Raw genomic sequence first — 21,133 nt, forward strand, 5'->3', positions numbered from 1 at the left:
TTCAAAAAACTCGCTAACTTCGGCGGGGCAAAAAGGCCCACTTATGCCTAGTTAAGCGGCATACCATGATATATTAACATCTAATATCAATGTTGTCAACAGTTTAATAAAGTTTCTTTTAACGATTTATCATTTTTATTACGGATAAGCTCCATTATGCCAAGGCCCGTGATATCTATAAAAGAGGTATGAACAGGGTCTCTCCTGCATAAATCCTTCATGACTTCTATCAATTCTTCGTTATCTTCCTTACTCTTCATGTTGATAAAATCAATCAATATCATTCCGGTAAGGTTACGGAGTCTGATCTGTCGCATTATCTCTTTAGTTGCTTCGAGATTGACTTTTTTGATGATATCATCTTTGCCGTTTATGGCTTTGCCGGTATTAACATCTATTGCATTGAAGCTTTCAAGCTGCTCGATTATCAAGAAAGCTCCACTTTTAAGCCATACCTTATTCTTGCATAGTTCATCTATCTTGCTGCTAATACCCCAAATGCCTGAATCATCTTTCATTTCATAATCGGATATACCGTGGAGCTTCATGTAGTTCTCTGCTTTGGCAATGTGCTGCTCAAGGAGATCTTCGTCAGATGAAGTTTCAGAAAATGTGGAATATACTTTTCTGGTGCCCGCTTCAGCTAAAAGGTTCAAAAGATTGTCAAGATTGTTCCTGATATCCTGAATAAGTATATCGCCTGCATCATCAGGATCAAGCTCTGCTGCATCAGTTCTGATGATTGTGCCAAAGCAGTCTCCACATAATCTATCAAGATACTCAGAAGTAATGCTTGAAATATCCTCTTTTACAATACCAATAAGTCTGTTTCTGACAGCATCTTCAAGCTTAACAGAACAACCTACACCGTTTTTGCCAAGAGTGATTACCGTATACTTGCCTGAAACACTGATGCAGGTGGTTAGTTTGGTTTTCTTGGTCTTAACGGCTTCAGACTCAACCTGTACAAGGATCTCATCGCCTTGGCGCAAGGCATCTTTCGGACCGAGCTTTCTGTTCAGAACACAGCATTTATTGACGTTCTTAAGGGAAAGATATCCCATGTTATCATTTGACAACCGAATGAACGCGGCGTTGATATTCTTAACGATATGGTCCACCCTGCCGAGATATAAATTGCCCAGGTCACTTTTTCTTACGAATGAAAGAAATTCAAGCCTGCCATCAACCAGACAGGTGACGACAGGCATGTTTTTGTAGTTGGATTTGATTATCATTCCCTGATTCATAGTGTTAAACTTCCGTAATACAGAATCTTTCATTGATATCATCCGATATAAAAGGCTCAGCGAAGCGCTTTTCTCCCTCAATAACCTCTTTGTATATATCTACTCTATGGATTGCGAGGGCATTTTTGTTAAACTCCTTACCTACATAGGCAAAAAAGCCTTCGAACAAAAGCGTGGGTTTAAGAGTCGCGGAGCTACTCATGCTAAGAAGAATATTGACTTCTTCTTTTGCACTGTCTATGCAGTATTCAAAGATCATGGGCTTCATATCGATCTCTTTTTCACCGCTCTTGGTCTTCTTCATGGCAGGTAGCTTGTCCTGTGAAAGATATTCTTCAAATTTGGAGCACCAATCAAAATCCGGTCTTATATTCTCTCTGAAGTTTAGTCTGTATCTGGCAGCAAAAGAAGCTGTCATGGCCTTCTCATCTCTTTCGGACAGTTCTGTTATCGCCAGGATCTTAATCCCTTCGTTAAGCACATTGTTAAGCCTATCCATGATATCTTTTGTGGAAACCATGGAATTGACGGTCATATCCATATATTCTCCGTCACTTGTAGCACCTACGCTTAAGGGCTGTGCAAATGATATCACCTGATGAGGGCTGAAGCCTTCAGAATACTTGACATCAATATCTGCTCTTCTGATGGCCTTCTGAAAATATCTCATTACATCCAAATGTCCAATGAACTTAATCGGACCGTTTTTGCTGAATTTAAGTCGCAGTTTATGCATTGTTTCGGCCCTCCTTACATACTCCTACGCCATAGGCCGCTGCACCGCAGCCAAAACATTGCTGTCTGCAGTTGGAGGATTTTTTGCCTTCCTGAGAGGTGTGCCATTCTCTGAGAAGGAATGCCTTTGTGACACCACAATCAATCATGTCCCAAGGGAAGATCTCATCATCTGAACGTTCTCTTGTAGTATAGAAAAATGGATCAACGCCGCATTCTTTGAAGGTTTCCATCCATACGTCAAATTTGAAATATTCACCCCAGGCATCAAAGATACAACCTTTTTTGTACGCTTCCAGGATGACTTTGCAGAGCTTTCTGTCGCCCCTTGCGAGAACTCCTTCCATCATGCTGGCATCGGCTTCATGCCAGTTGTATTTGATGTGCTTCTGGTTGATCTGAGCCATAATACCTTTTCTGGTCTTATTAGCCTTATCAAGGAATTCTTCTTTTGTGTTCATTCTTGCCCACTGGAAAGGTGTAAAGGGCTTAGGAACAAAGAAAGAAGTACTTGCAACGATGTCAATTGCTCTTCCGTTTCTCTTATCCTTCGGAAGCGTCTCATAATACAATGCAGCAATCTTGTTGGAAATATCGCCTATTCCAAGAATATCTTCATCTGTCTCCCCCGGAAGACCCAGCATGAAGTAAAGCTTAACCTTGTTCCAGCCGCCTAAAAAGGCCTGCTCAGAACCTCTAAGGATATCTTCTTCGGTAAGTCCTTTATTTATAACATCTCTCATTCTCTGGGTTCCGGCTTCGGGAGCAAAAGTAAGACTACTCTTTTTAACATCCTGAACCTTGCTCATAACATCAAGGGAAAAAGCATCAATTCGCAGAGATGGAAGTGAAATATTTATCTTCTTCTCGTTACAGTGCTCTATCAGGAAGTCTATAAGCTCAGGAAGCTGCGTATAATCGCTGGAGCTGAGTGAGCTAAGAGAAATCTCCTCATATCCTGTATTGGCAAGAGCTTCCAGTGCAAGCTTTTTAAGTCTTTCAACATTCTTTTCGCGAAGCGGCTTATAGAGCTGCCCTGCCTGGCAGAATCTGCAGCCTCTTATGCATCCGCGCATAACTTCAAGGACCACTCTGTCCTGAGTTATCTTGATATAAGGAACCACGGGCTTAGTAGGATAAAACATCTCATCGAGATCAAGACACATCTCCTTCTTAACAGTTGAAGGTATGTCGTCATAAACAGTCTCAATCTTGTCGATGGTTCCGTCTTCTTTGTAAGAAATATTAAAGAGTGAAGGCACGTACATACCGGGTATCTTAGCAACCTCATGAAGGAAATCCTCCCTCGAAATGCCGTCCCTCCTGGCTTTCTTATACATGTCAAAGAGCTCTCTATACCTGGTTTCACCCTCACCTATGTAGAAAATATCAAAAAAGTCTGCAATAGGCTCAGGATTATAAGTGCAGGGACCTCCACCTATAACAATTGGATCATCCCAGGTCCTGTCCTTTGTCATAAAAGGTATACCTGACAGATCTAGAATCTGCAAAATGTTTGTATAGCACATCTCGTACTGAAGCGTAAATCCAAGGAAGTCAAAGTTCTTGACAGGGTCCTGTGATTCAAGCGCAAAAAGAGGAATGTTTTTGCTCCTTAGTAGTGCATCCATGTCGGTCCAGGGTGAATAAACCCTCTCGCACCAAACATCGTTGTAGGAGTTAAACATTCCGTACAAAATCTGAATTCCCAGATGGGACATTCCTATCTCGTAAACATCAGGAAAACAAAAGGCAAATCGGATATCCACCTCTGATTTGTCTTTTGTCACTGAGTTGACTTCATTTCCTATATATCTCTCGGGTTTCTCGATACTAAGCAAAATGTCGTCTGTAAGAGCTAAATTATAATTCATATCGTTTCCTTATCTTCTTGACAGTTCGTCGGTTATATCCTCCCAGCTGACATTTTTTTCAGCCATAAGGACCATCATATGATACAGGAAATCAGACATTTCGTAAACCACTTCATTTTCATTCGGGTTCTTGGCGGCAATAACCATCTCTGTAGCCTCTTCGCCGACTTTCTTAAGAATCTTATCAATGCCTTTGTCAAAAAGGTAATTGGTGTATGAACCTTGTCTTGGATTGACTTTGCGATCCTTGATAACTTCATATACACTGTCCAGGACCTTCTGCGGGTTCTTTTCGTTATAATCTTTCTCGGCGATCTTGTTAAAGAAGCATGAGTAACTGCCGGTATGACAGGCAGCACCCACCTGCTTAACCTTGGCAAGGATGGTATCCAGGTCACAATCGGCATATAATGACTTAACAAATTGGAAATGTCCGCTGGTTTCGCCCTTTAACCATAGCTGGTTTCTGCTACGGGAAAAATATGTCATTTTTCCTGTCTTCAATGTATTATTATATGCTTCTTCGTTCATGTATGCCAGCATCAAAACCTGATCCGTACGATAATCCTGAACAATTACAGGAACCATGCCGTCTGAGTTCTTCTTAAGATCTGCAAAAGAAAATTCAGGCTCCAGAACAAGAATCGGAATGCTCTTTTTGATGCATTCGGACTTGTATGCATCGATTTTTTCAGCATTCTGGTTAATATATGGACCACTCACACCGGAAATTTTCTCGTCCTGCAAAACATCGAATAAATTACCTGCAAACGCTTCGGGAAGCACACAAATAACCGGAAGTTCAGCATCAGCAGGAATAGCTGAATAATCATTTAAACAGATAAGCTCGGTGCTATAAGTTCTGACTTTATCCAAATTAGCAGAAATATCGTCCGAAGATGAAAAAGTGATAAGTATCTTATCCTTGCCGAATTTATCTGAAATTTCTTCTGTTATCTCAACGTTCTTACCATCGGAATAATCAAGGCACGCTCTTTTGCAGCCTGCATAAAGGAGCTTTTTTATATCCTCCATACGCTTAACATTGCCTGCACCTATTACGGGAACGTCAGAGGCTTTGCAGATGTCCTTAAGATCATCCATAGCTTTTTCATGAGCTTTGTCATTGCCGGGTTCTGACAGGTCGAAAACAAGAATCTCATCTGCACCGAGATCACTAAACCTTGTTGCTGCTTCTACAGCAGAATCAATCAAAACCGCACCGCCTGACATATCAGTCATGGCTTTACCGTCTTTTAAATATATGCAGGGGATAAAAAGCTTTTTGTAATTCATATCATAATGCTCCTTTTGTACTGAGAACGTCCTTAATTCTGGGATCATAAGAGGATGCTTCATCCAATGCTTTGGAAAAGGCCTTGAACAGAGCTTCTATCTTGTGATGCTCGTTGAGTCCGGTGATTACACGAAGATGGAGATTCATAGCTGCGCTGTAGGATACTGCATAGAAAAACTCTCTTACCAGCTGTGTGTCAAATTCACCAACCATAGGAGCAGCAAAATCAGCGTCCATTACGAAATACGGTCTGCCACACAGGTCTACAGCACTCATTACAAGAGTTTCGTCCATCGGAAGAATCATAGATCCATATCTTTTAATACCCTTTTTGTCGCCGAGCGCTTCTGCAATAGCCTTTCCAAGCACAATTCCGGTATCTTCAACGGTGTGATGTCCATCAACCCGAAGGTCACCTTTAACTTTAACTGTAAGATCAAAAAGACCATGTCTTGCAAAACCATCAAGCATATGATCAAAAAAACCTATGCCTGTATCGATATCAGCCAGCCCTGAACCGTCCAGATTCAAGGTTATTTCGATATCAGTCTCTTTTGTACTGCGTTTTACAGTTGCAATTCGGCTTGCATTTCGGATATCCATAATTAGTATCTCCCTAGGCAAATCAACAAAATATTGTTGTTTTAATTATTAACAAATTATAAAACTTGCATTTTATAGATAATTTAGAAAGTTCACTTGCAATTATTATGATAACAGTTGATATGTTATCGATATTAACCATATCAGTCAGTATATAATAATGTTAACCGTATTAGTCAAACCTTACGGATATCGAGTTTGCGTGTGCGGTCAAGCCCTCTTCTTTGGCAAAAAGTTCTATATCCTTATGAACCTTCTCAAGCCCTTCTCTGGAATAAGCGATAATGCTTGTCTTCTTCATGAAATCATCTACATTAAGAGGTGAGAAGAATCTTGCGGTTCTGTTGGTCGGAAGAATATGGTTGGGGCCTGCATAGTAATCTCCGAGAGGCTCTGATGAATATTCTCCAAGGAAGATGGCACCGGCATTCTTGATCTTGGTCATAACCTCGAAAGGATTCTTGGTTATTATCTCAAGGTGCTCAGATGCAACAGCATTGGCTGCATCAATTGCATCTCCCATGTTGTCAGCCACAAAAATATAACCGTAGTTATCCAATGACTTTTTAATTATATCACTTCTTGAAAGAGTCTTAAGAAACTCATCAATCTCGCTTGAAACTTTTTCTGCCAAATCTGCTGAAGTTGTTACAAGAATAGCGCTTGCCATCTCATCGTGTTCTGCCTGGGATAAAAGATCCGCTGCAACATATCTGGGATTGGCAGTTTCATCAGCAAGAACGAGGATCTCACTGGGGCCGGCAATAGAATCAATTGATACGTGACCGAAACACGCCTTCTTGGCAAGAGCAACAAAAATGTTACCGGGGCCTGTTATTTTATCAACCTTTGGTACACTCTCTGTTCCAAAAGCCATTGCAGCGATTGCCTGAGCACCACCTACTTTATATACTTCGGTAACACCTGCTATATCTGCTGCAACAAGAGTTCCGGGATTAACACTTCCGTCCTTACCGGGAGGTGTGCACATCACAATTCTCTCTACGCCTGCAACCTTAGCGGGAACTACATTCATAAGAACACTTGAAGGATAAGCAGCCTTACCACCGGGTACGTAAACGCCGGAGATTTCAATAGGCAGGATTCTCTGTCCTAAGATGCTGCCATCTTCCTTGGTGTCGATCCAGGAATTCCTCTTCTGCTTCTCGTGGAATACGCGGATGTTCTCGGCACTCTTTTTCATAACCTCAACAAATTCAGGTGCAAGCTTCTTATAAGCTTCGTCAATCTCCGCTCTGGTAACCAGAATGTTATCAGCTGTTATGTCACATTTATCAAACTTCTTGGTGTAATCAAATAACGCACTGTCACCATTATTTCTTATGTTCGTGATTATTTCATTAACAGTTGCTTCGTATTCGGAGTAACTTCCGGGATTTCTTCCGAGAAGATTGCCGAGAAGTTCATTTTTGGTCTCTTCATTTAAACTAACGGTTCTCATATATCAAAGGTTCTCCTTCATTGCATTAATAATCTTTCTGATACGTTCTGTCTCCATCTGCATGCTGACCTGATTGACGATCATTCTTGCAGACAGGGGACAAATCTCTTCCAGAACTTCCAGACCGTTTTCTCTTAAAGTGGATCCGGTCTCAACAATATCAACAATAACATCTGATAGATTAACGATCGGTCCAAGCTCAACTGAGCCGTTAAGCTTAATAATATCAACTGTCTGATGCTTCTTATTGAAGAAATAATCCTTGGCGATATTAGGATATTTGCTGGCTACTCTTATCATCTCGCGATGCTCAAGAAGCTCTTTTGCCTCATGAGGTCCGCAGACACACATTCTGCATTTGCCAAAGCCAAGATCAAGGACCTCGTAAACACGTCTATTCTCTTCCATAATTGTGTCAGCGCCAACAATTCCTATATCAGCTGCGCCATATTCAACGTAGGTAGGAACATCCGGTCCCTTAGCCAGGAAAAACTTAAGCTTAAGCTCTTCATTTGTAAAAATGAGCTTCCTGGTCTTCTTGTCCAGGATCTCTTCACACTGAATACCGCATTTATTAAGTATCTCCATTGTGGAATCCACAAGTCGTCCCTTTCCAAGGGCAAATGTAAGATATCTCATATATTCACCAATTAACCTTTCTTGTAACAAAGGGCAACTTTCTGACCTGATTTACGAAGATCCGCAGCTTCCGAAAGCTGTGCCTCAAAACTATTCTCATCAAATTCTAAGATAACCACTTCATCTTCGTGTTCAATCTCTACATTTTGTCTATAAAGAGCTGATATAAGGTCATCCAGGATGATAACAAAGCCGATGGCAGGTGCATCCTTACCATATTTACCCAGAAGTGAATCGTATCTTCCGCCTTTGGCAATTGCATCTCCTACGCCATAGGTATAAGCACTGAAGATAACACCTGTGTAATAGTTGAATTTGCTCAGCATTCCAAGGTCAAAGGAGACATATTGGCTGCAGTTATATTCCTTAAGTACCCCATACAAGCTCTTGAGGCGCCTAATTGCTGACAGTGACCTCTTGTTGGAAACTTCTTTCTCAGCATTATCAAGAGCCTCATCTGAACCGATAAACTCAGATACCTTCACAAGAAGATTTCTGTATTTATCCTGGATATTACGCTCAACCATAATACTCTCAGCAGCAAAATAGTTCTTCTGAACTATCTGTTCTCTGATAAGACTCTCAGTCTCGGCATCAATTCCAGCTTCCTCACAGATTCCTTTGTAATAATCAGCATCACCGATGCTGACCTGGAAATCGGTAAGGCCTGAGCTCTTAAGAGATTCGATAAGAAGAGCTATCATCTCAGCGTCGGCATATACAGAATCGTCATTAAACAGTTCAACGCCGATATCATAGTTCTCCTTGAGTTTGCCCTGAAGGTTGGATGTATTAAGGAAAGATTTACCCTGATATACAACTCTTATAGGGGTTCCGTTCTCAAGCATGGACTTTGAGGCACATCTTGCTACAGATGGAGTAAAGTCAGGTCTAAGAACCAGAGTGTTACCCTCTTTATCAAAAAACTTGTATAATTCTCTGGCATCTGAAGCATTGATCTCCTCAGCAAAAACATCGAAGAACTCAAAAGTAGGAGTCTCCATATCTTCATAGCCAAAAAGCTTCATTTTGTCGTGGATTTTCTCTTTGACAAGAATTCTGTCGCTGCACTCTCTTCCGTAAATGTCTCTTACACCATCAGGGGTATGTAATAGCACTTTAGTCATAAACACCTCATCTCAAATACTTTCGCATGGTACAGTGGTAGTGTGATAATTCGCTAATATAATAAAGATTTTATCTTATAGCCAGATTATTGTCAACAATTTATACTGCGGTGATTTAATTGCGAAGATCAAGATCTTTTTGTATTGCATCAAGATATGGGATAAGAAGGCCGTTTTCTCCTGGAGATCTGATAATAAACTCATCATCAAGTTCATCTCTCCTAAAGCTCTTGCGGCCGCCTTCCTGTGCTCGTGCCCAAAATTCTTTTAATTTTCTGAAGGGTAAATAATAGAACTCATTTCTGCCTGTATAATAGATAAGAAAAAAAGCAACACCATCCTGCTTTTCAAAGCTATCCATGAACGCAACCTGATGGGGATGGATATTCTCAAGTGCAAAGGTAGTGGCAGCGCATTCCTTTGCGTCAAAACAAACGGGAATACCCTGGACTGCTCCAATGTAGTCCACGGTACTTTTCTGATCAAAATATGCGAGAGTTATATGCCTTGTCTCCTTCTCAATATTGATAGGAGTAATAGGCGTAGGAATCTTTTGAATGAGCGCCAGAGACAGCTCCTGATAGCGCTCATTAGTCCTGTTTATCATATCTTCTAATGTTGAACCACGTAGACCCCTTGATTTCCAGGTTGGCATATTATCCCTCTCTGAAGAACTTACCAAAAATCTCCGGAAGTTCTGCCTTGTATTCTTTTCCCATGATGCTCGTAAATTCCTCCGGCAGATCATTGGGAAACTTAAGTCTGTAGCTGTGAAGAAGCTGTGATCTAAGACCTCCGATTTTCCTTCCGCCGTATTTTACATCACCTATAATCGGATGGGAAATACTGGCAAGATGAGCTCTGATCTGATGGGGTTTACCGGTTATAAGCTTAACCTCCAGCAGGGTAAGATCATTTTCTTCATTGTATAAAAGAGGCTGATAGTAGGTCTCTATATAGGAATAGCGATCATCCTTAGGGTCCTCTTTTTTAATAAATACCTTATTCTTCTCTTCATCCTTATATAGGAATCCGGTCAGCCTGACAGGCTCTTTGAGATTACCACTGACAATTGTTCGGTAGTATTTATCTACATTTCTGTCCTTAAGGAGCTTATTCATGGTTCTGGCTCCTAAAAGCGACTTGGCACAGATAACAAGACCGCTGGTATTTCTATCTAATCTGTTGCAGACAGAGGGTCTGTAGGTATCAAGTGACTGAGCCGTAACTTCGTTTTTGCTGTACAAATAATAGATAAGCCATTCATTTAGGCTGACATCTTTGGGAGTGGCCTTCTGAGTAAGCACTCCGGAAGGTTTGTTAACAAGAATAATGTTATTGTCTTCATATATTACTGAAATATTGCCGAGAGCATTAATATCTTTGATTTCTTTATCGGTAAAAGGCTCAGCACTACTATCTTGGTTGCTCTTTCCCTTGAACTTCTCAAAAGTCTCATCAGAGAAAAAGATATTGATCTTATCTCCTACTTTTAGTTTCTCTGTTCCGGAAGCTTTCTTGCCATTGAGAGTAATATTTTTCTTCCTTAGCATCTTGTATATGAATCCGGTGGAAGCTTCAGGCAGATAGGCCTTAAGAAAACCGTCTAATCTCTTATCTATTTGATTTGCACCAATAACTATTTCCTTCATAACACTCCGTTAAAGTGAAATTGATAAAAGTACCGAAGCAGCTGTCTCCACCGTTCCGGGAACCCAGGCATCCTCAATTGCCTTGGGATCAATGTTTTTCTCGCTTCGAAGCTTTTCAAGCTGAGATAGTCTACTACAGAACTGATCAATATCCTTGAAAATCTTGATACTGTAGCTGGAATAGCCGCTCTGTGCGATCATTTTCTTGATATGCTTTTCGCAGTCGTGAATATCAAGCTTATCATCAGACGCATAGAGACAGATATTTTTATCCAGAACTGTGGATGCTGCTATATTGTAGTTGGTATCATAGGATGTTATTACATGATCGTAATGGATCAAAAGATCACCTTTGCAGGCCTCAATCTTCTCATGATCTGCATCGCTGCAATAAGCTGCTTTCAGAAGCATGATAAGATTCACACCGCTCCAGCCTGTGGGAAGACATCCGAGAGCTGCAATGATACTCATACCGTTTTTCTGTGTCTTAAATAACAGAAGACCTGTAACATACATACCAATTGCGGCAATCAGGCAGATAGCGGTTCTAATGATCGCAACCTTCCTTCTGTATTTGATATAACCAAATTCACCTTTATAAACCTTAGAACTCATATATGAAAAACTCCAATTAACAGTATTTATTCAATATCCAAAGCTTTCAGCTCTTCATCGGTGAGCTTTCTGTACTCTCCGGGATGAAGGTTGTCATCGAGATGCAGAGGCCCCATGGACAATCTTTTTAAAAACAAAACTTCGTTGCCCACTGCTTCCATCATTCTCTTAACCTGATGAAATCTGCCTTCATGGATTGTAAGATGAACAACCGGATGTCCGTCCTCATCGATACCGGCATCGCTTACTTTGGAAGGGAGAGTAAGATCAGGACTGCCATCATCTTTGTAATTACCGATGTTAACTCCGGTCTCAAGCTTCTTGGAATCAGATTCTGAGAGCACCTCCCTTAAGTGAACTTCATACACTTTGTTTACATGCTTTTTGGGAGAAAGAAGACGATGAATCAGTCCTCCGTCATCTGTTAAAAGAAGCAGTCCCTCAGTATCAATATCGAGCCTTCCGGCAGGGCTTAAACCCTTAACATTTTCATCCGCAAGAAGATCAAGAACAGTTGTGTTATTGCCGTCTGTAGTGGCTGAAACAACACCGGCAGGTTTGTATAGCATAAAATAATGAAATTTACTGTATTCAAGAACTATACCGTCAAATGCAACCTTATCGCTGTTCTCATTGATATGAACATCCGGCTTGGTAATAACTTCGCCGTTGACGGTACATCTGCCGTTCTTAAGATACTCTTTAATCTGCTTCCTTGTGCCTATATCATAGGTGCCAAGAAATTTGTCCAGTCTCATATAGTCACCCTTTTTCCAAATCTTATCAAAAGAAAGGCTGTCGCAAATGCGGCAGCCTTGTATATGTATTAGTTAAGCATATCAAGATTTATGGATTCCTCAGCTGCGGGCTGTACATAGTTCTGATCTGCGCCGGCAGCCACCGGTGGACGAAGGTCTGCCCTGTTGGAACGAATAATCTCGCTGTACTGTGTAAGCGCTGAAAGAATGCTGTCATTGCTTGCAGTAACAGACTGTACCATATCGACGCTGTGCTGTTTGATGGCTTCAATGATGTCATCATTGTTTCGGCTGCTGGCATCGATTGACTGAGAAATAACATCCTCAACTCCGGCAAGGAGCTGATCTGTATACTGTACTGCTGAAGCCTTCATCTCATTGGCTTCGTTCATTGCATTGTCGAGGATCTCCTTGGCCTGCTTGGCAGCCTGAGAAACCACTTCGTTGGCCTGTGCATATGCCTGCTGCATGATCTCATGCTCGTTAATAAGCTCATTGGTATGAACTGTTGCTTCATCAATAAGAGCCTGTGCCTTCTGACGGGCATCATTCAAAATGGCTTCTTTGTTGCTGATGATCTTCTGATATCTCTTTATCTCTTCAGGAGTCTTGCTGCGAAGCTCTCTAAGGAGCTCATCAATCTCCTCTTTGTTAACGATTATCTTGGTTGAGGAAAGAGGCTGAGGCTTACAATTATCAATATATGTCTCGATTTCATCAATCAGCTGTTCAATCCTGCTTGTCATATTATTTAATCCCCCTACTTTTTATTTCCAATCTTCGTGGTCGGATGTAGTAGTATCCTTTCGGTGTCCATATTTTTCATACAAAGAATCTGCGATAAAGGGCGCAACGCAAGGTGTGATATCTCCATTGTAGCTTGCTATCTCCTTTACCACCGAACTGCTCAGATAAGAATATTCCAAGGAAGTTGTTAAAAAGACAGTATCGACTTCATTGTGAGACAGCTCCTTGTTGGTCTGAGCTATCTGAAGCTCGTATTCAAAGTCTGTTATCGCTCTGAGTCCCCTGATAACTATGTGAATATCGCGCTCCTTGCAGTAGTCGATCATTAACCCGCCAAAGGAATCTATTTCGACGTTATTAAGGTCTTTTACAGATTCTCTTAACATTTTAACACGTTCATCAAGGGTAAACAATGGAGTTTTGGCTGAATTGAACATAACCGCCACTATTACTTTGTCAAACATTCTGGAGGCGCGCCTTATAATGTCCAAGTGACCATAGGTTACAGGATCAAAGCTTCCGGGATAAACGGCTATCTTCATTACTTTTCCTTTCTGTAGATAAAGACATGCTTGTTTGTCTTATATTCTTTTTCACGTCTTACTTCCAGTCCCAGATCCTCTACAAAAGAGAAATCCATCTCAAGAGGACTCTCTATAATGATCATCGTGTACTGTGTAACGTAATCCATAGTGGCAAGCTGAGCCAGTGTTCTCTCGTAGAGATCCTCGTGATAAGGAGGATCAATAAAAATGATATCAGCTTCCTCTTCATGGATATTCCTAAGGCCGATGACAACATCCTGTTTAAGAACAGTAGCCACATCTTCAAAATGCGTGGTCTTAAGATTGGTGGTTATACATTTTACGGCATTTGTAGCGTTTTCTATAAAATATGCTTTTTTGGCGCCTCTTGAAAGGGCCTCAATACCGATTCCACCGCTTCCCGAAAAAAGGTCAATAAACACTGAACCCGGAACCTGAAGCTGGATCATATTAAAAAGCGTCTCTTTGATCCTGTCCTGGGTAGGTCTTGTGTCATTACCGTCGGGGGTTATTAGTTTCAATCTTCTTGCAGAGCCTGCAATTACTCTCATAATCTTACCTTTGTTCCCTTCGTATCTCTGCCGGTTACCTTGAGATGGCCAAGTTCAAGTTTCTTGTCATTGTGGTCGATGGCCTTCTCTTCCATATCGTTAAGGAAATATACATCCCTTACGAAATCATTTTTACCAAGTCTCATGCCTCTTACGCCTACAGCAGCTTTCTTCTTCTCAGGTACGGTCTCAACATAGAATCGTAAGAAGAATCCGTCATTCGACTGCAGAATAACAGTCTTCTGCTCATGGAGAACCTCAACGTTTACTACTTCATCGTCGTCAGCAAGCTTGGTTGCGGCTACGGTTCTCTTGGAAACATCAAACTCACCACCATCAACGATCTTCATCATTGACATCTTAGTGGTAAACATCAGTCTGTACAGATTAAGGTCTGACTGACTTGCAGCAAGGACTATTGTCTCCTTGGCAGTATCAAAATTACTGATGTTATCTATCGGAACGCCCTTATCCCTCATTTTGGCCTGAGGCAGATCCATTGCCTTAACTGTATGAAGATTACCTGTATTTGTAAAGAAGCATACTTTGCCGGTATTCTTCATAACAAAGGAGAACTTGAACTCACTCTCGATTGTCTCCTTGTTCTTCTCATAGGTGTTTACATCAATAGTCTTGGCATATCCAAATCTGTCCATGATAAAGGCAACATCGATCTCTTCTACAGGCTTTTCCTCGTAAACAGCATTCTCTCTATTGTCTATCTCGGTCTTTCTGGGAGATTTGAATTCCTTTTTGATTTTGTTAAGCTCATCCTGTATTACAAGAGACATGGATTCATGGCTCTCCAAAATATCTTCATATCGATAGATATTGGCAACGGTCTGCTCATGCTCTTTAACGAGAGCATCAAGCTCAAGACCAATGAGCTTGTACAATCTCATATCAAGAATAGCATCTGCCTGTGCATCTGTAAAAAGAAGCTGAGATGCCATTGCCTTGGATTCTCTTGACTTGAAGTTAATACCATCGGTTACGCCGTTAACAAGGCAGTTCTTGGCCATTGGCCTGTCTTTTGAGCCTCTGAGGATCTCAATTACAAGGTCGATTACATTACAAGCCTTGATAAGGCCTTCCTGAATCTCTTTCTTCTCCTGTTCCTTCTTGAGAAGTGTTGTATATTTCCTGGTGGCAACTTCAAACTGGAAATCGGCGCATGCTCTCATTATTTCCTTAAGAGACATGGTCTCCGGCCTTCCATTATCAATAGCCAGCATGTTAACACCAAAAGTATCTTCGAGCTTAGTCTTTTTGTAAAGAAGGTTGGTGAAGTTATCTACATCAGTATCCTTCTTAAGCTCGATTACTATACGAATGCCTTCCTTGGAAGACTGGTTGGAAATATCAACAATGTCGTTAGTGATCTTCTTTTCCGCAAGCTCAGCCACATCAGCCATGAACTTACCGATACCCATGCCGATCATGGTGTAAGGAATCTCGGTTATAACAAGATTGATATGTCCATTCTTGCCCTTCTCGGTGGTTACCCTTCCGCGAAGTCTTATCTTGCCGGTTCCGGTTTCATAGATACTAAGGAGTTCATCTTTATTGATGACGATTCCTCCTGTGGGGAAATCCGGCCCTTTAATATACTTCATCAGATCTCTTGTTGTTAAAGAGTCATCCTGAATATATGCAATCTCAGCATCAATGACCTCTGCAAGATTATGAGGCGGTGTGCTGGTAGCCATACCTACTGCGATACCCTCAGATCCGTTTACCAAGAAGTTGGGAATTTTTACCGGAAGAACTGAAGGCTCTTTCTCGGTCTCATCAAAGTTTGGAACGAAATCAACAACATTTTTGTCCAGATCTTCAAGAAAGTTCTCCTGCGTTATCTTGGATAGTCTTGCCTCCGTATAACGCATGGCAGCAGCACCATCACCCTCGATGTTGCCAAAGTTACCGTGGCCGTCTACCAGCGGAACCGTCTTTTTGAAGTCCTGAGTCATTACAATAAGGCTGTCGTAGATAGAGCTGTCACCGTGAGGGTGGTATTTACCCATTGTATCACCCACGATTCTGGCGCTCTTTCTGTAGGGCCTGTCATATCTGATGCCCAGCTCATACATATCGTAAAGTGTTCTTCTCTGAACCGGTTTAAGGCCGTCTCTTATATCAGGAAGCGCACGGGCTACGATAACGCTCATGGCATAATCTATGAAGGATTTCTGCATAAGGTCGGAATATTCGGTTTTTATAATTCTATCTTCCACGCTATTACCTCGCAGTGTTTATCAAATATCAAGTGCAGCATCTGTCGCATGCTGATGTATAAAATCTCTTCTTGGCGGAACATCAACGCCCATGAGGAGCTCAGTCATATGTGAAGCCATCTTGGCATCTTCAATCTCAACGGATTTAAGAAGTCGTCTCTCCGGATCAAGAGTTGTCTCCCAGAGCTGGTCAGGATCCATCTCACCAAGACCTTTGTATCTCTGAAGAGTAAAAGGTCCCTTGTGCGTATTCCTGTACTTGGCAAGGGCTGAATCATCGTAGAGATATTCTTCCTTACCTCTTGAAGGAATGGCCTTATATAGCGGTGGCATAGCCACGTAAACATGCCCCTGGTATATAAGCTCCGGCATAAATCTGTAAAAAAGCGTAAGAAGAAGCGTTGAAATATGCTCACCATCTACGTCCGCATCGGCCATGATTATTATTTTGTCATAGCGAAGCTTGTTAATATCAAAATCATTACCGTAACCTTCAGAAAAGCCACAGCCAAAGGCATTGATCATTGTCTTGATCTCGGCATTGGCAAGAACCTTATCGATACTTGCCTTCTCAACGTTGAGGATCTTACCTCTGATAGGAAGAATTGCCTGATAATTACGATCTCTGGCCATCTTGGCACTGCCACCGGCGGAATCTCCCTCTACGATAAAGATCTCGCATTTAGAAGCGTCCTTGCTGATACAGTTGGCCAGCTTACCATTGGAGTCGAAGGAATACTTCTGCTTGGTAAGCATGTTGGTCTTAGCCTTCTCCTCAGTCTTCCTGATCTTGGCAGCCTTCTCAGCGCAGCCTATGATGGACTTAAGGGTCTCAAGATTTCTGTCAAAATATCTTGTGACCTCATCGTTAGTGATCTTGGATACGATCTTGGCTGCGTCCTGATTATCCAATTTGGTCTTGGTCTGTCCTTCAAATCTTGGGTCAGGATGCTTGATGGAGATAACGGCTGTCATACCATTTCTAACATCAGTTCCTGTGAAGTTATTATCTTTGTCCTTAAGGATATTCAGCTCACGGGCATACTGGTTGATGATATTGGTAAACATGGTCTTGAAGCCGGTAAGATGTGTACCGCCTTCAGCGTTATAAATATTGTTACAAAAGCCAAGAACTTCTTCATGGAATTCGTTGACGTACTGGAATGCTACTTCGACCTCAATGCCCTCGCTCTCTCCGCTGAAGGATATTACTTCGTGAACAGTCTCTTTGGATTTGTTCATATCCTTGATAAAGCCGGTAATTCCGTCGGGCTCATGGAATTCGATGTATTCCTCAACTCCCGGTCTCTTATCCTGGAAAATGATTGTAAGAGAAGGATTCAGATAGGCAGTTTCATGAAGCCTTGACTTGATATCATCCTCTTTGAATCTTGTTTTCTCAAAAATAGTATCATCAGGTAAAAAATTGATGGATGTACCGGTCTCTCTTGTGGTTCCAACAGGTACGAGAAGCCCATCCTTAAGCTCTGTCGTAGGAATACCTCTTGCGTAGGTGTCCTTATATATATATCCGTCCTTCTTAACAACTACGGACATTCTTGTTGAAAGCGCATTGACAACAGAAGATCCCACACCGTGGAGACCTCCTGAAGTCTTATAAGCATTGTTATCAAATTTTCCACCGGCATGAAGTACAGTGAGAACCACACGCTCTGCTGATACGCCCTTAGCGTGCATCTCCACCGGGATACCTCGTCCGTTATCTTCTACGGTAGCCGAACCATCGGCCTCAAGAGTTACATGGATTTTGGTGCAGAATCCTGCAAGATGCTCATCTACAGCGTTGTCTACAATCTCATATACAAGATGATTGAGACCTCTTGTAGTAACACTTCCGATGTACATTCCGGGACGTTTACGTACAGCCTCAAGTCCCTCCAGTACGGTGATGCTGGAAGCGTTATATTGTTCATTTGCCATTGGTTAACCCCCAAAAAACTAAATAATACTGATCGATCAAAAATGGACCTTGCGTGAAATAGCAAGCGCCAGTGCTCCTGGACCTATATGACAGGATACAGATAATGAAAGCGGATCCATATGGATATCAACGCCGGGAAAAGCAGCTTCTGCCTCTTTCTTCCATTCCTCTGCAGCCGCAAGGTCTTTGGAATATGCTATTGCAATGTTAAAATCTTTATCCTCAAAGCCTCCGAATCTGTTCTCAATGTCGGCTTTGATTGCATTTATCATAATGGTCTTGCCCTGGGAAGATGTTCTTGCCTTGGCAAAAGCATCAAGTTTCTCTCCCTGGATCTGAAGAACCGGTTTAAGTCTCAAAAGAGTTCCCAGTGCAGCAGCTGCAGGTGTGATACGACCGCCTTTTTTAAGGTAATAGAGTGTATCCAACATAATATAGATACTTGATTCAAACTTACACTTCATAAGCTTGTCTACAACTTCTTCAGCAGAAAGGCCGGCATCAACCATTGCCTTGGCATCCAGAGCTGATTGCCTCTGGGTAACGGATATTCTCTGATTGTCTACAACGAATACCTTGCCTTCATATTCCTCTTCTGCGATCATATGAGCGCTCTGGCAGGAACCTGACAGTCCGCTGCTCATGGGAATATATATAATCTGATCGTAGTCCTGAAGTACCTTGTCCCACAGAGTCATAAGTGAGTCCGGTGAGGGCTGGCTGGTAGATACATTCGCATCACCTTCAAGCTTCTCGTAGAACTGCTCCTGTGTAAGGTTAATATCTTCAAAATAGTCTTCTTCATTGATCATGAAAGGCATAGGAACCACAAAAAGACCAAGTTCCTTGGCCTGTGCCTGAGTTACTCCGCTGTTACTATCTGTGATTACCGCAATCTTAGACATTTCAGTATTCTCCCTTATCAGCAAATGCTGATAATACTCCTATATTTTAACTTTAAACTAAAACTATCTTACTTTTAAAGGGTTGCAAAGTCAACCGAATTTGCAGATTTTGTGGTTAAAAGGCTTTTGAGCACACTATATTGTATTGAAGAAAGTTCCGGATCTTCGTTCAGAATCCTATCTGCATCCATTGCTGATTCTTTTACCAGATCGCTATCATGATAAATATCACCAACTCTAAAATTCAATTCTCCGCTTTGTCTTACACCGAACAGATCTCCGGGGCCTCGCTGCTTCAGGTCCTCTTCTGCTATTACGAAGCCATCATTGGTCTTGTTCATGGTACCAAGTCGTTCTTTGGCTTCTTCCGACTCGGAGGTATTAAGAAAAATACAATAGGACTGAGCATCTCCTCTGCCTACTCGGCCGCGAAGCTGATGGAGCTGCGAAAGACCGAATCTCTCAGAATTCTCTATCATCATAACAGTAGCGTTTGGAACATTGATACCTACCTCAATAACTGTGGTGGATACAAGTACATCGATATCCTTCCTGGCAAAAGCATCCATTATCTGATCTTTTTTATCAGGTTTCATCTTGCCGTGAAGCATTTCTACTCTTACTGATGCAGGTAGGTTTTGCCTAAGTGTCTCTGAATAATCGGTGACGTTCTCAACTCCGTCAAGTTCACCTTCCTCTACCATGGGACAAATGACATAAGCCTGATGACCGGCTGCCACCTGATCAGCGATGAATTTATATGCCTTTGGTCTGTAGTCAGTGCCTACAACACAGTTCTTGATAGGAAGTCTTCCCATAGGAAGCTCATCAATAATTGAAATATGAAGATCACCATATAGGATAATCGCCAAAGTTCTGGGAATTGGAGTGGCGCTCATTGCAAGAACATGGGTATTCAGCCCCTTTCCTGCAAGAGATTCCCTTTGTCTTACACCAAAGCGGTGCTGCTCATCTGTAACGACAAGCGCCAGATTCTTGTATTCTACCTTGGCCTGTATAAGCGCATTTGTACCGATGATGCAGTTAACTTCGCCCTCTCGTATCTGCCTCTGCGCTTCTTTTTTGTCCTTGGCAGATAATGATCCTGTCAGAAGTACAGGTTTAAGAGCTGTAATCCCATACTTCTTGATCATAGAGGTGAAATTCTCATAATGCTGAGTAGCAAGAACTTCCGTGGGAGCCATAAGAGCTCCCTGGTATCCGTTGGAAGCAGTCATTAGAAGAGCCAAAAGCGCAAGAACTGTCTTACCGGAACCTACATCACCCTGAATAAGTCTGTTCATCACGTTTTTACCGGTAAGATCCGCCTTAACATCCTCCCAGGCTCTTTGCTGTGCTCCTGTAAGATTGTAAGGCAGTTTTTCAAGAAGCCTTACAGTATCGGAGGTTTCTATCATTTTATAGCTGCTTTCTATTTCTTCCTGTGAAGCTTTTAATAGACGCAGTTGTAAAACGAACATAAGGAATTCATTATATGCAAGACGTCTTCTTGCATTCTCAAGGTCCTCTTCATTACTTGGAAAATGAATACCATAAACTGCTTCCGAATACGATATAAGCTTAAGTCTGTCGAGAATGTCCTGAGGTACAAATTCCTCAAAATGGCCTGCGTTCACAAAGGCTGCGCTCATTGCTTTTTTGACTGTGTTGTTTGATAAGCCTTTAACCAGAGAGTATCTTGGCTGAAGGGTTCCAAGAAGAGCTGCGTATTCTTCATCCTGGTACATCTTGGGCTGATTCATCTCAAGAAAGCTCCCCTTTTTCTGAACCAAACCTCTGAAAATATGCGTGGTTCCAGATTTCAGTGAGCTCATAAGATACGGAGAGTTAAAATATGCGATTCTTATCTTGCCTGTAGCATCCGCTGCTTCAAATGCGATTATTGATAGATTGCGAACACGGCGAAGTGTTACTCTGCCTATTATTGTAAGCTTTACAGCACTGATTTCTCCGGATCTAAGATCGCAGGCCCTGACAGGGGCTTTGAAATGATCGTAGCCTCTTGGATAGTATTCAAGAAGATTACCAATGGTCTTAACACCGCATTTTTCAAAGAGCTTGCCTGTCTTGTCGCCTATTCCCTTTAGATTAGTTACAAGTTCCTGTAATTCTTTGTTTCCCACTCTTTTTCCCCTTAACAAAAGAATCCTCTGATAAAGTAATAGCCGGGATAAAT

19 protein-coding genes are annotated in these 21,133 nt (G+C 41.8%); all 19 read right to left on the reverse strand.

Going from position 1 to position 21,133, the window contains the following annotated elements:
* Window positions 1-95 precede the first annotated feature (95 nt).
* Window positions 96-1,250: a ribonuclease E/G gene (locus NXH67_RS17150; protein ID WP_272798164.1), complete on the reverse strand. Its 1,155-nt coding sequence runs from the start codon at window positions 1,248-1,250 to the stop codon at window positions 96-98.
* A gap of 4 nt (window positions 1,251-1,254) precedes the next feature.
* A complete protein-coding gene (locus NXH67_RS17155) occupies window positions 1,255-1,986 on the reverse strand; it encodes a TIGR03936 family radical SAM-associated protein (protein ID WP_022778562.1) in 732 nt (243 codons plus the stop codon).
* Window positions 1,979-3,859, reverse strand: coding sequence for a TIGR03960 family B12-binding radical SAM protein (locus tag NXH67_RS17160; protein WP_272798165.1), 1,881 nt, complete (start codon window positions 3,857-3,859; stop codon window positions 1,979-1,981). Before NXH67_RS17160 ends, NXH67_RS17155 begins: the two co-directional genes overlap by 8 nt.
* A gap of 9 nt (window positions 3,860-3,868) precedes the next feature.
* Window positions 3,869-5,155, reverse strand: coding sequence for a bifunctional phosphoribosyl-AMP cyclohydrolase/phosphoribosyl-ATP diphosphatase HisIE (hisIE, locus tag NXH67_RS17165; RefSeq protein WP_272798166.1), 1,287 nt, complete (start codon window positions 5,153-5,155; stop codon window positions 3,869-3,871).
* 1 nt (window position 5,156) lies between these two features.
* Window positions 5,157-5,759, reverse strand: coding sequence for an imidazoleglycerol-phosphate dehydratase HisB (gene hisB / locus NXH67_RS17170; protein WP_272798167.1), 603 nt, complete (start codon window positions 5,757-5,759; stop codon window positions 5,157-5,159).
* A 172-nt stretch (window positions 5,760-5,931) separates the two neighbouring features.
* Entirely contained in the window at window positions 5,932-7,221 is a 1,290-nt protein-coding gene (gene hisD / locus NXH67_RS17175; protein ID WP_272798168.1) for a histidinol dehydrogenase, read from the reverse strand.
* Window positions 7,222-7,224: 3 nt separating this feature from the next.
* Window positions 7,225-7,860 carry an ATP phosphoribosyltransferase gene (gene hisG / locus NXH67_RS17180; protein WP_022778557.1) on the reverse strand — a complete coding sequence of 212 codons (636 nt, stop codon included), beginning with the start codon at window positions 7,858-7,860 and terminating at the stop codon, window positions 7,225-7,227.
* Window positions 7,861-7,871: 11 nt separating this feature from the next.
* On the reverse strand, window positions 7,872-8,987 hold the full coding sequence (hisZ, locus tag NXH67_RS17185) for an ATP phosphoribosyltransferase regulatory subunit (RefSeq protein ID WP_272798169.1): 1,116 nt from the start codon (window positions 8,985-8,987) through the stop codon (window positions 7,872-7,874).
* 115 nt (window positions 8,988-9,102) lie between these two features.
* A complete protein-coding gene (locus tag NXH67_RS17190; RefSeq protein ID WP_272798170.1) occupies window positions 9,103-9,642 on the reverse strand; it encodes a Holliday junction resolvase RecU in 540 nt (179 codons plus the stop codon).
* 1 nt (window position 9,643) lies between these two features.
* Window positions 9,644-10,639, reverse strand: a complete 996-nt coding sequence (locus NXH67_RS17195; RefSeq protein WP_272798171.1) for an RluA family pseudouridine synthase — start codon at window positions 10,637-10,639, stop codon at window positions 9,644-9,646.
* Window positions 10,640-10,648: 9 nt separating this feature from the next.
* Window positions 10,649-11,254, reverse strand: a complete 606-nt coding sequence (locus NXH67_RS17200; protein WP_022778553.1) for a hypothetical protein — start codon at window positions 11,252-11,254, stop codon at window positions 10,649-10,651.
* A 26-nt stretch (window positions 11,255-11,280) separates the two neighbouring features.
* Window positions 11,281-12,012: a pseudouridine synthase gene (locus tag NXH67_RS17205; protein WP_272798172.1), complete on the reverse strand. Its 732-nt coding sequence runs from the start codon at window positions 12,010-12,012 to the stop codon at window positions 11,281-11,283.
* 68 nt (window positions 12,013-12,080) lie between these two features.
* Window positions 12,081-12,758, reverse strand: coding sequence for a vacuolar family H+-ATPase subunit H (locus NXH67_RS17210; protein WP_022778551.1), 678 nt, complete (start codon window positions 12,756-12,758; stop codon window positions 12,081-12,083).
* 21 nt (window positions 12,759-12,779) lie between these two features.
* Window positions 12,780-13,301 carry a pantetheine-phosphate adenylyltransferase gene (gene coaD, locus NXH67_RS17215; protein WP_272798173.1) on the reverse strand — a complete coding sequence of 174 codons (522 nt, stop codon included), beginning with the start codon at window positions 13,299-13,301 and terminating at the stop codon, window positions 12,780-12,782.
* Entirely contained in the window at window positions 13,301-13,855 is a 555-nt protein-coding gene (gene rsmD, locus NXH67_RS17220; protein WP_272798174.1) for a 16S rRNA (guanine(966)-N(2))-methyltransferase RsmD, read from the reverse strand. The genes coaD and rsmD overlap by 1 nt, the downstream gene beginning before the upstream one ends.
* The gene (locus tag NXH67_RS17225) at window positions 13,852-16,050 is read right to left on the reverse strand and encodes a DNA gyrase/topoisomerase IV subunit A (RefSeq protein ID WP_272798289.1); all 2,199 of its coding nucleotides are present in this window, start codon (window positions 16,048-16,050) and stop codon (window positions 13,852-13,854) included. The genes rsmD and NXH67_RS17225 overlap by 4 nt, the downstream gene beginning before the upstream one ends.
* A 60-nt stretch (window positions 16,051-16,110) precedes the next feature.
* The gene (locus NXH67_RS17230; RefSeq protein WP_272798175.1) at window positions 16,111-18,030 is read right to left on the reverse strand and encodes a DNA gyrase/topoisomerase IV subunit B; all 1,920 of its coding nucleotides are present in this window, start codon (window positions 18,028-18,030) and stop codon (window positions 16,111-16,113) included.
* 36 nt (window positions 18,031-18,066) lie between these two features.
* Window positions 18,067-18,936, reverse strand: a complete 870-nt coding sequence (locus NXH67_RS17235; protein ID WP_272798176.1) for a DegV family protein — start codon at window positions 18,934-18,936, stop codon at window positions 18,067-18,069.
* 74 nt (window positions 18,937-19,010) lie between these two features.
* Window positions 19,011-21,080, reverse strand: coding sequence for an ATP-dependent DNA helicase RecG (recG, locus tag NXH67_RS17240; RefSeq protein ID WP_272798177.1), 2,070 nt, complete (start codon window positions 21,078-21,080; stop codon window positions 19,011-19,013).
* Between the last annotated feature and the right edge of the window lie 53 nt (window positions 21,081-21,133).

Source organism: Butyrivibrio sp. DSM 10294 (assembly GCF_028539135.1).
Classification (GTDB): Bacteria; Bacillota; Clostridia; order Lachnospirales; family Lachnospiraceae; genus Butyrivibrio.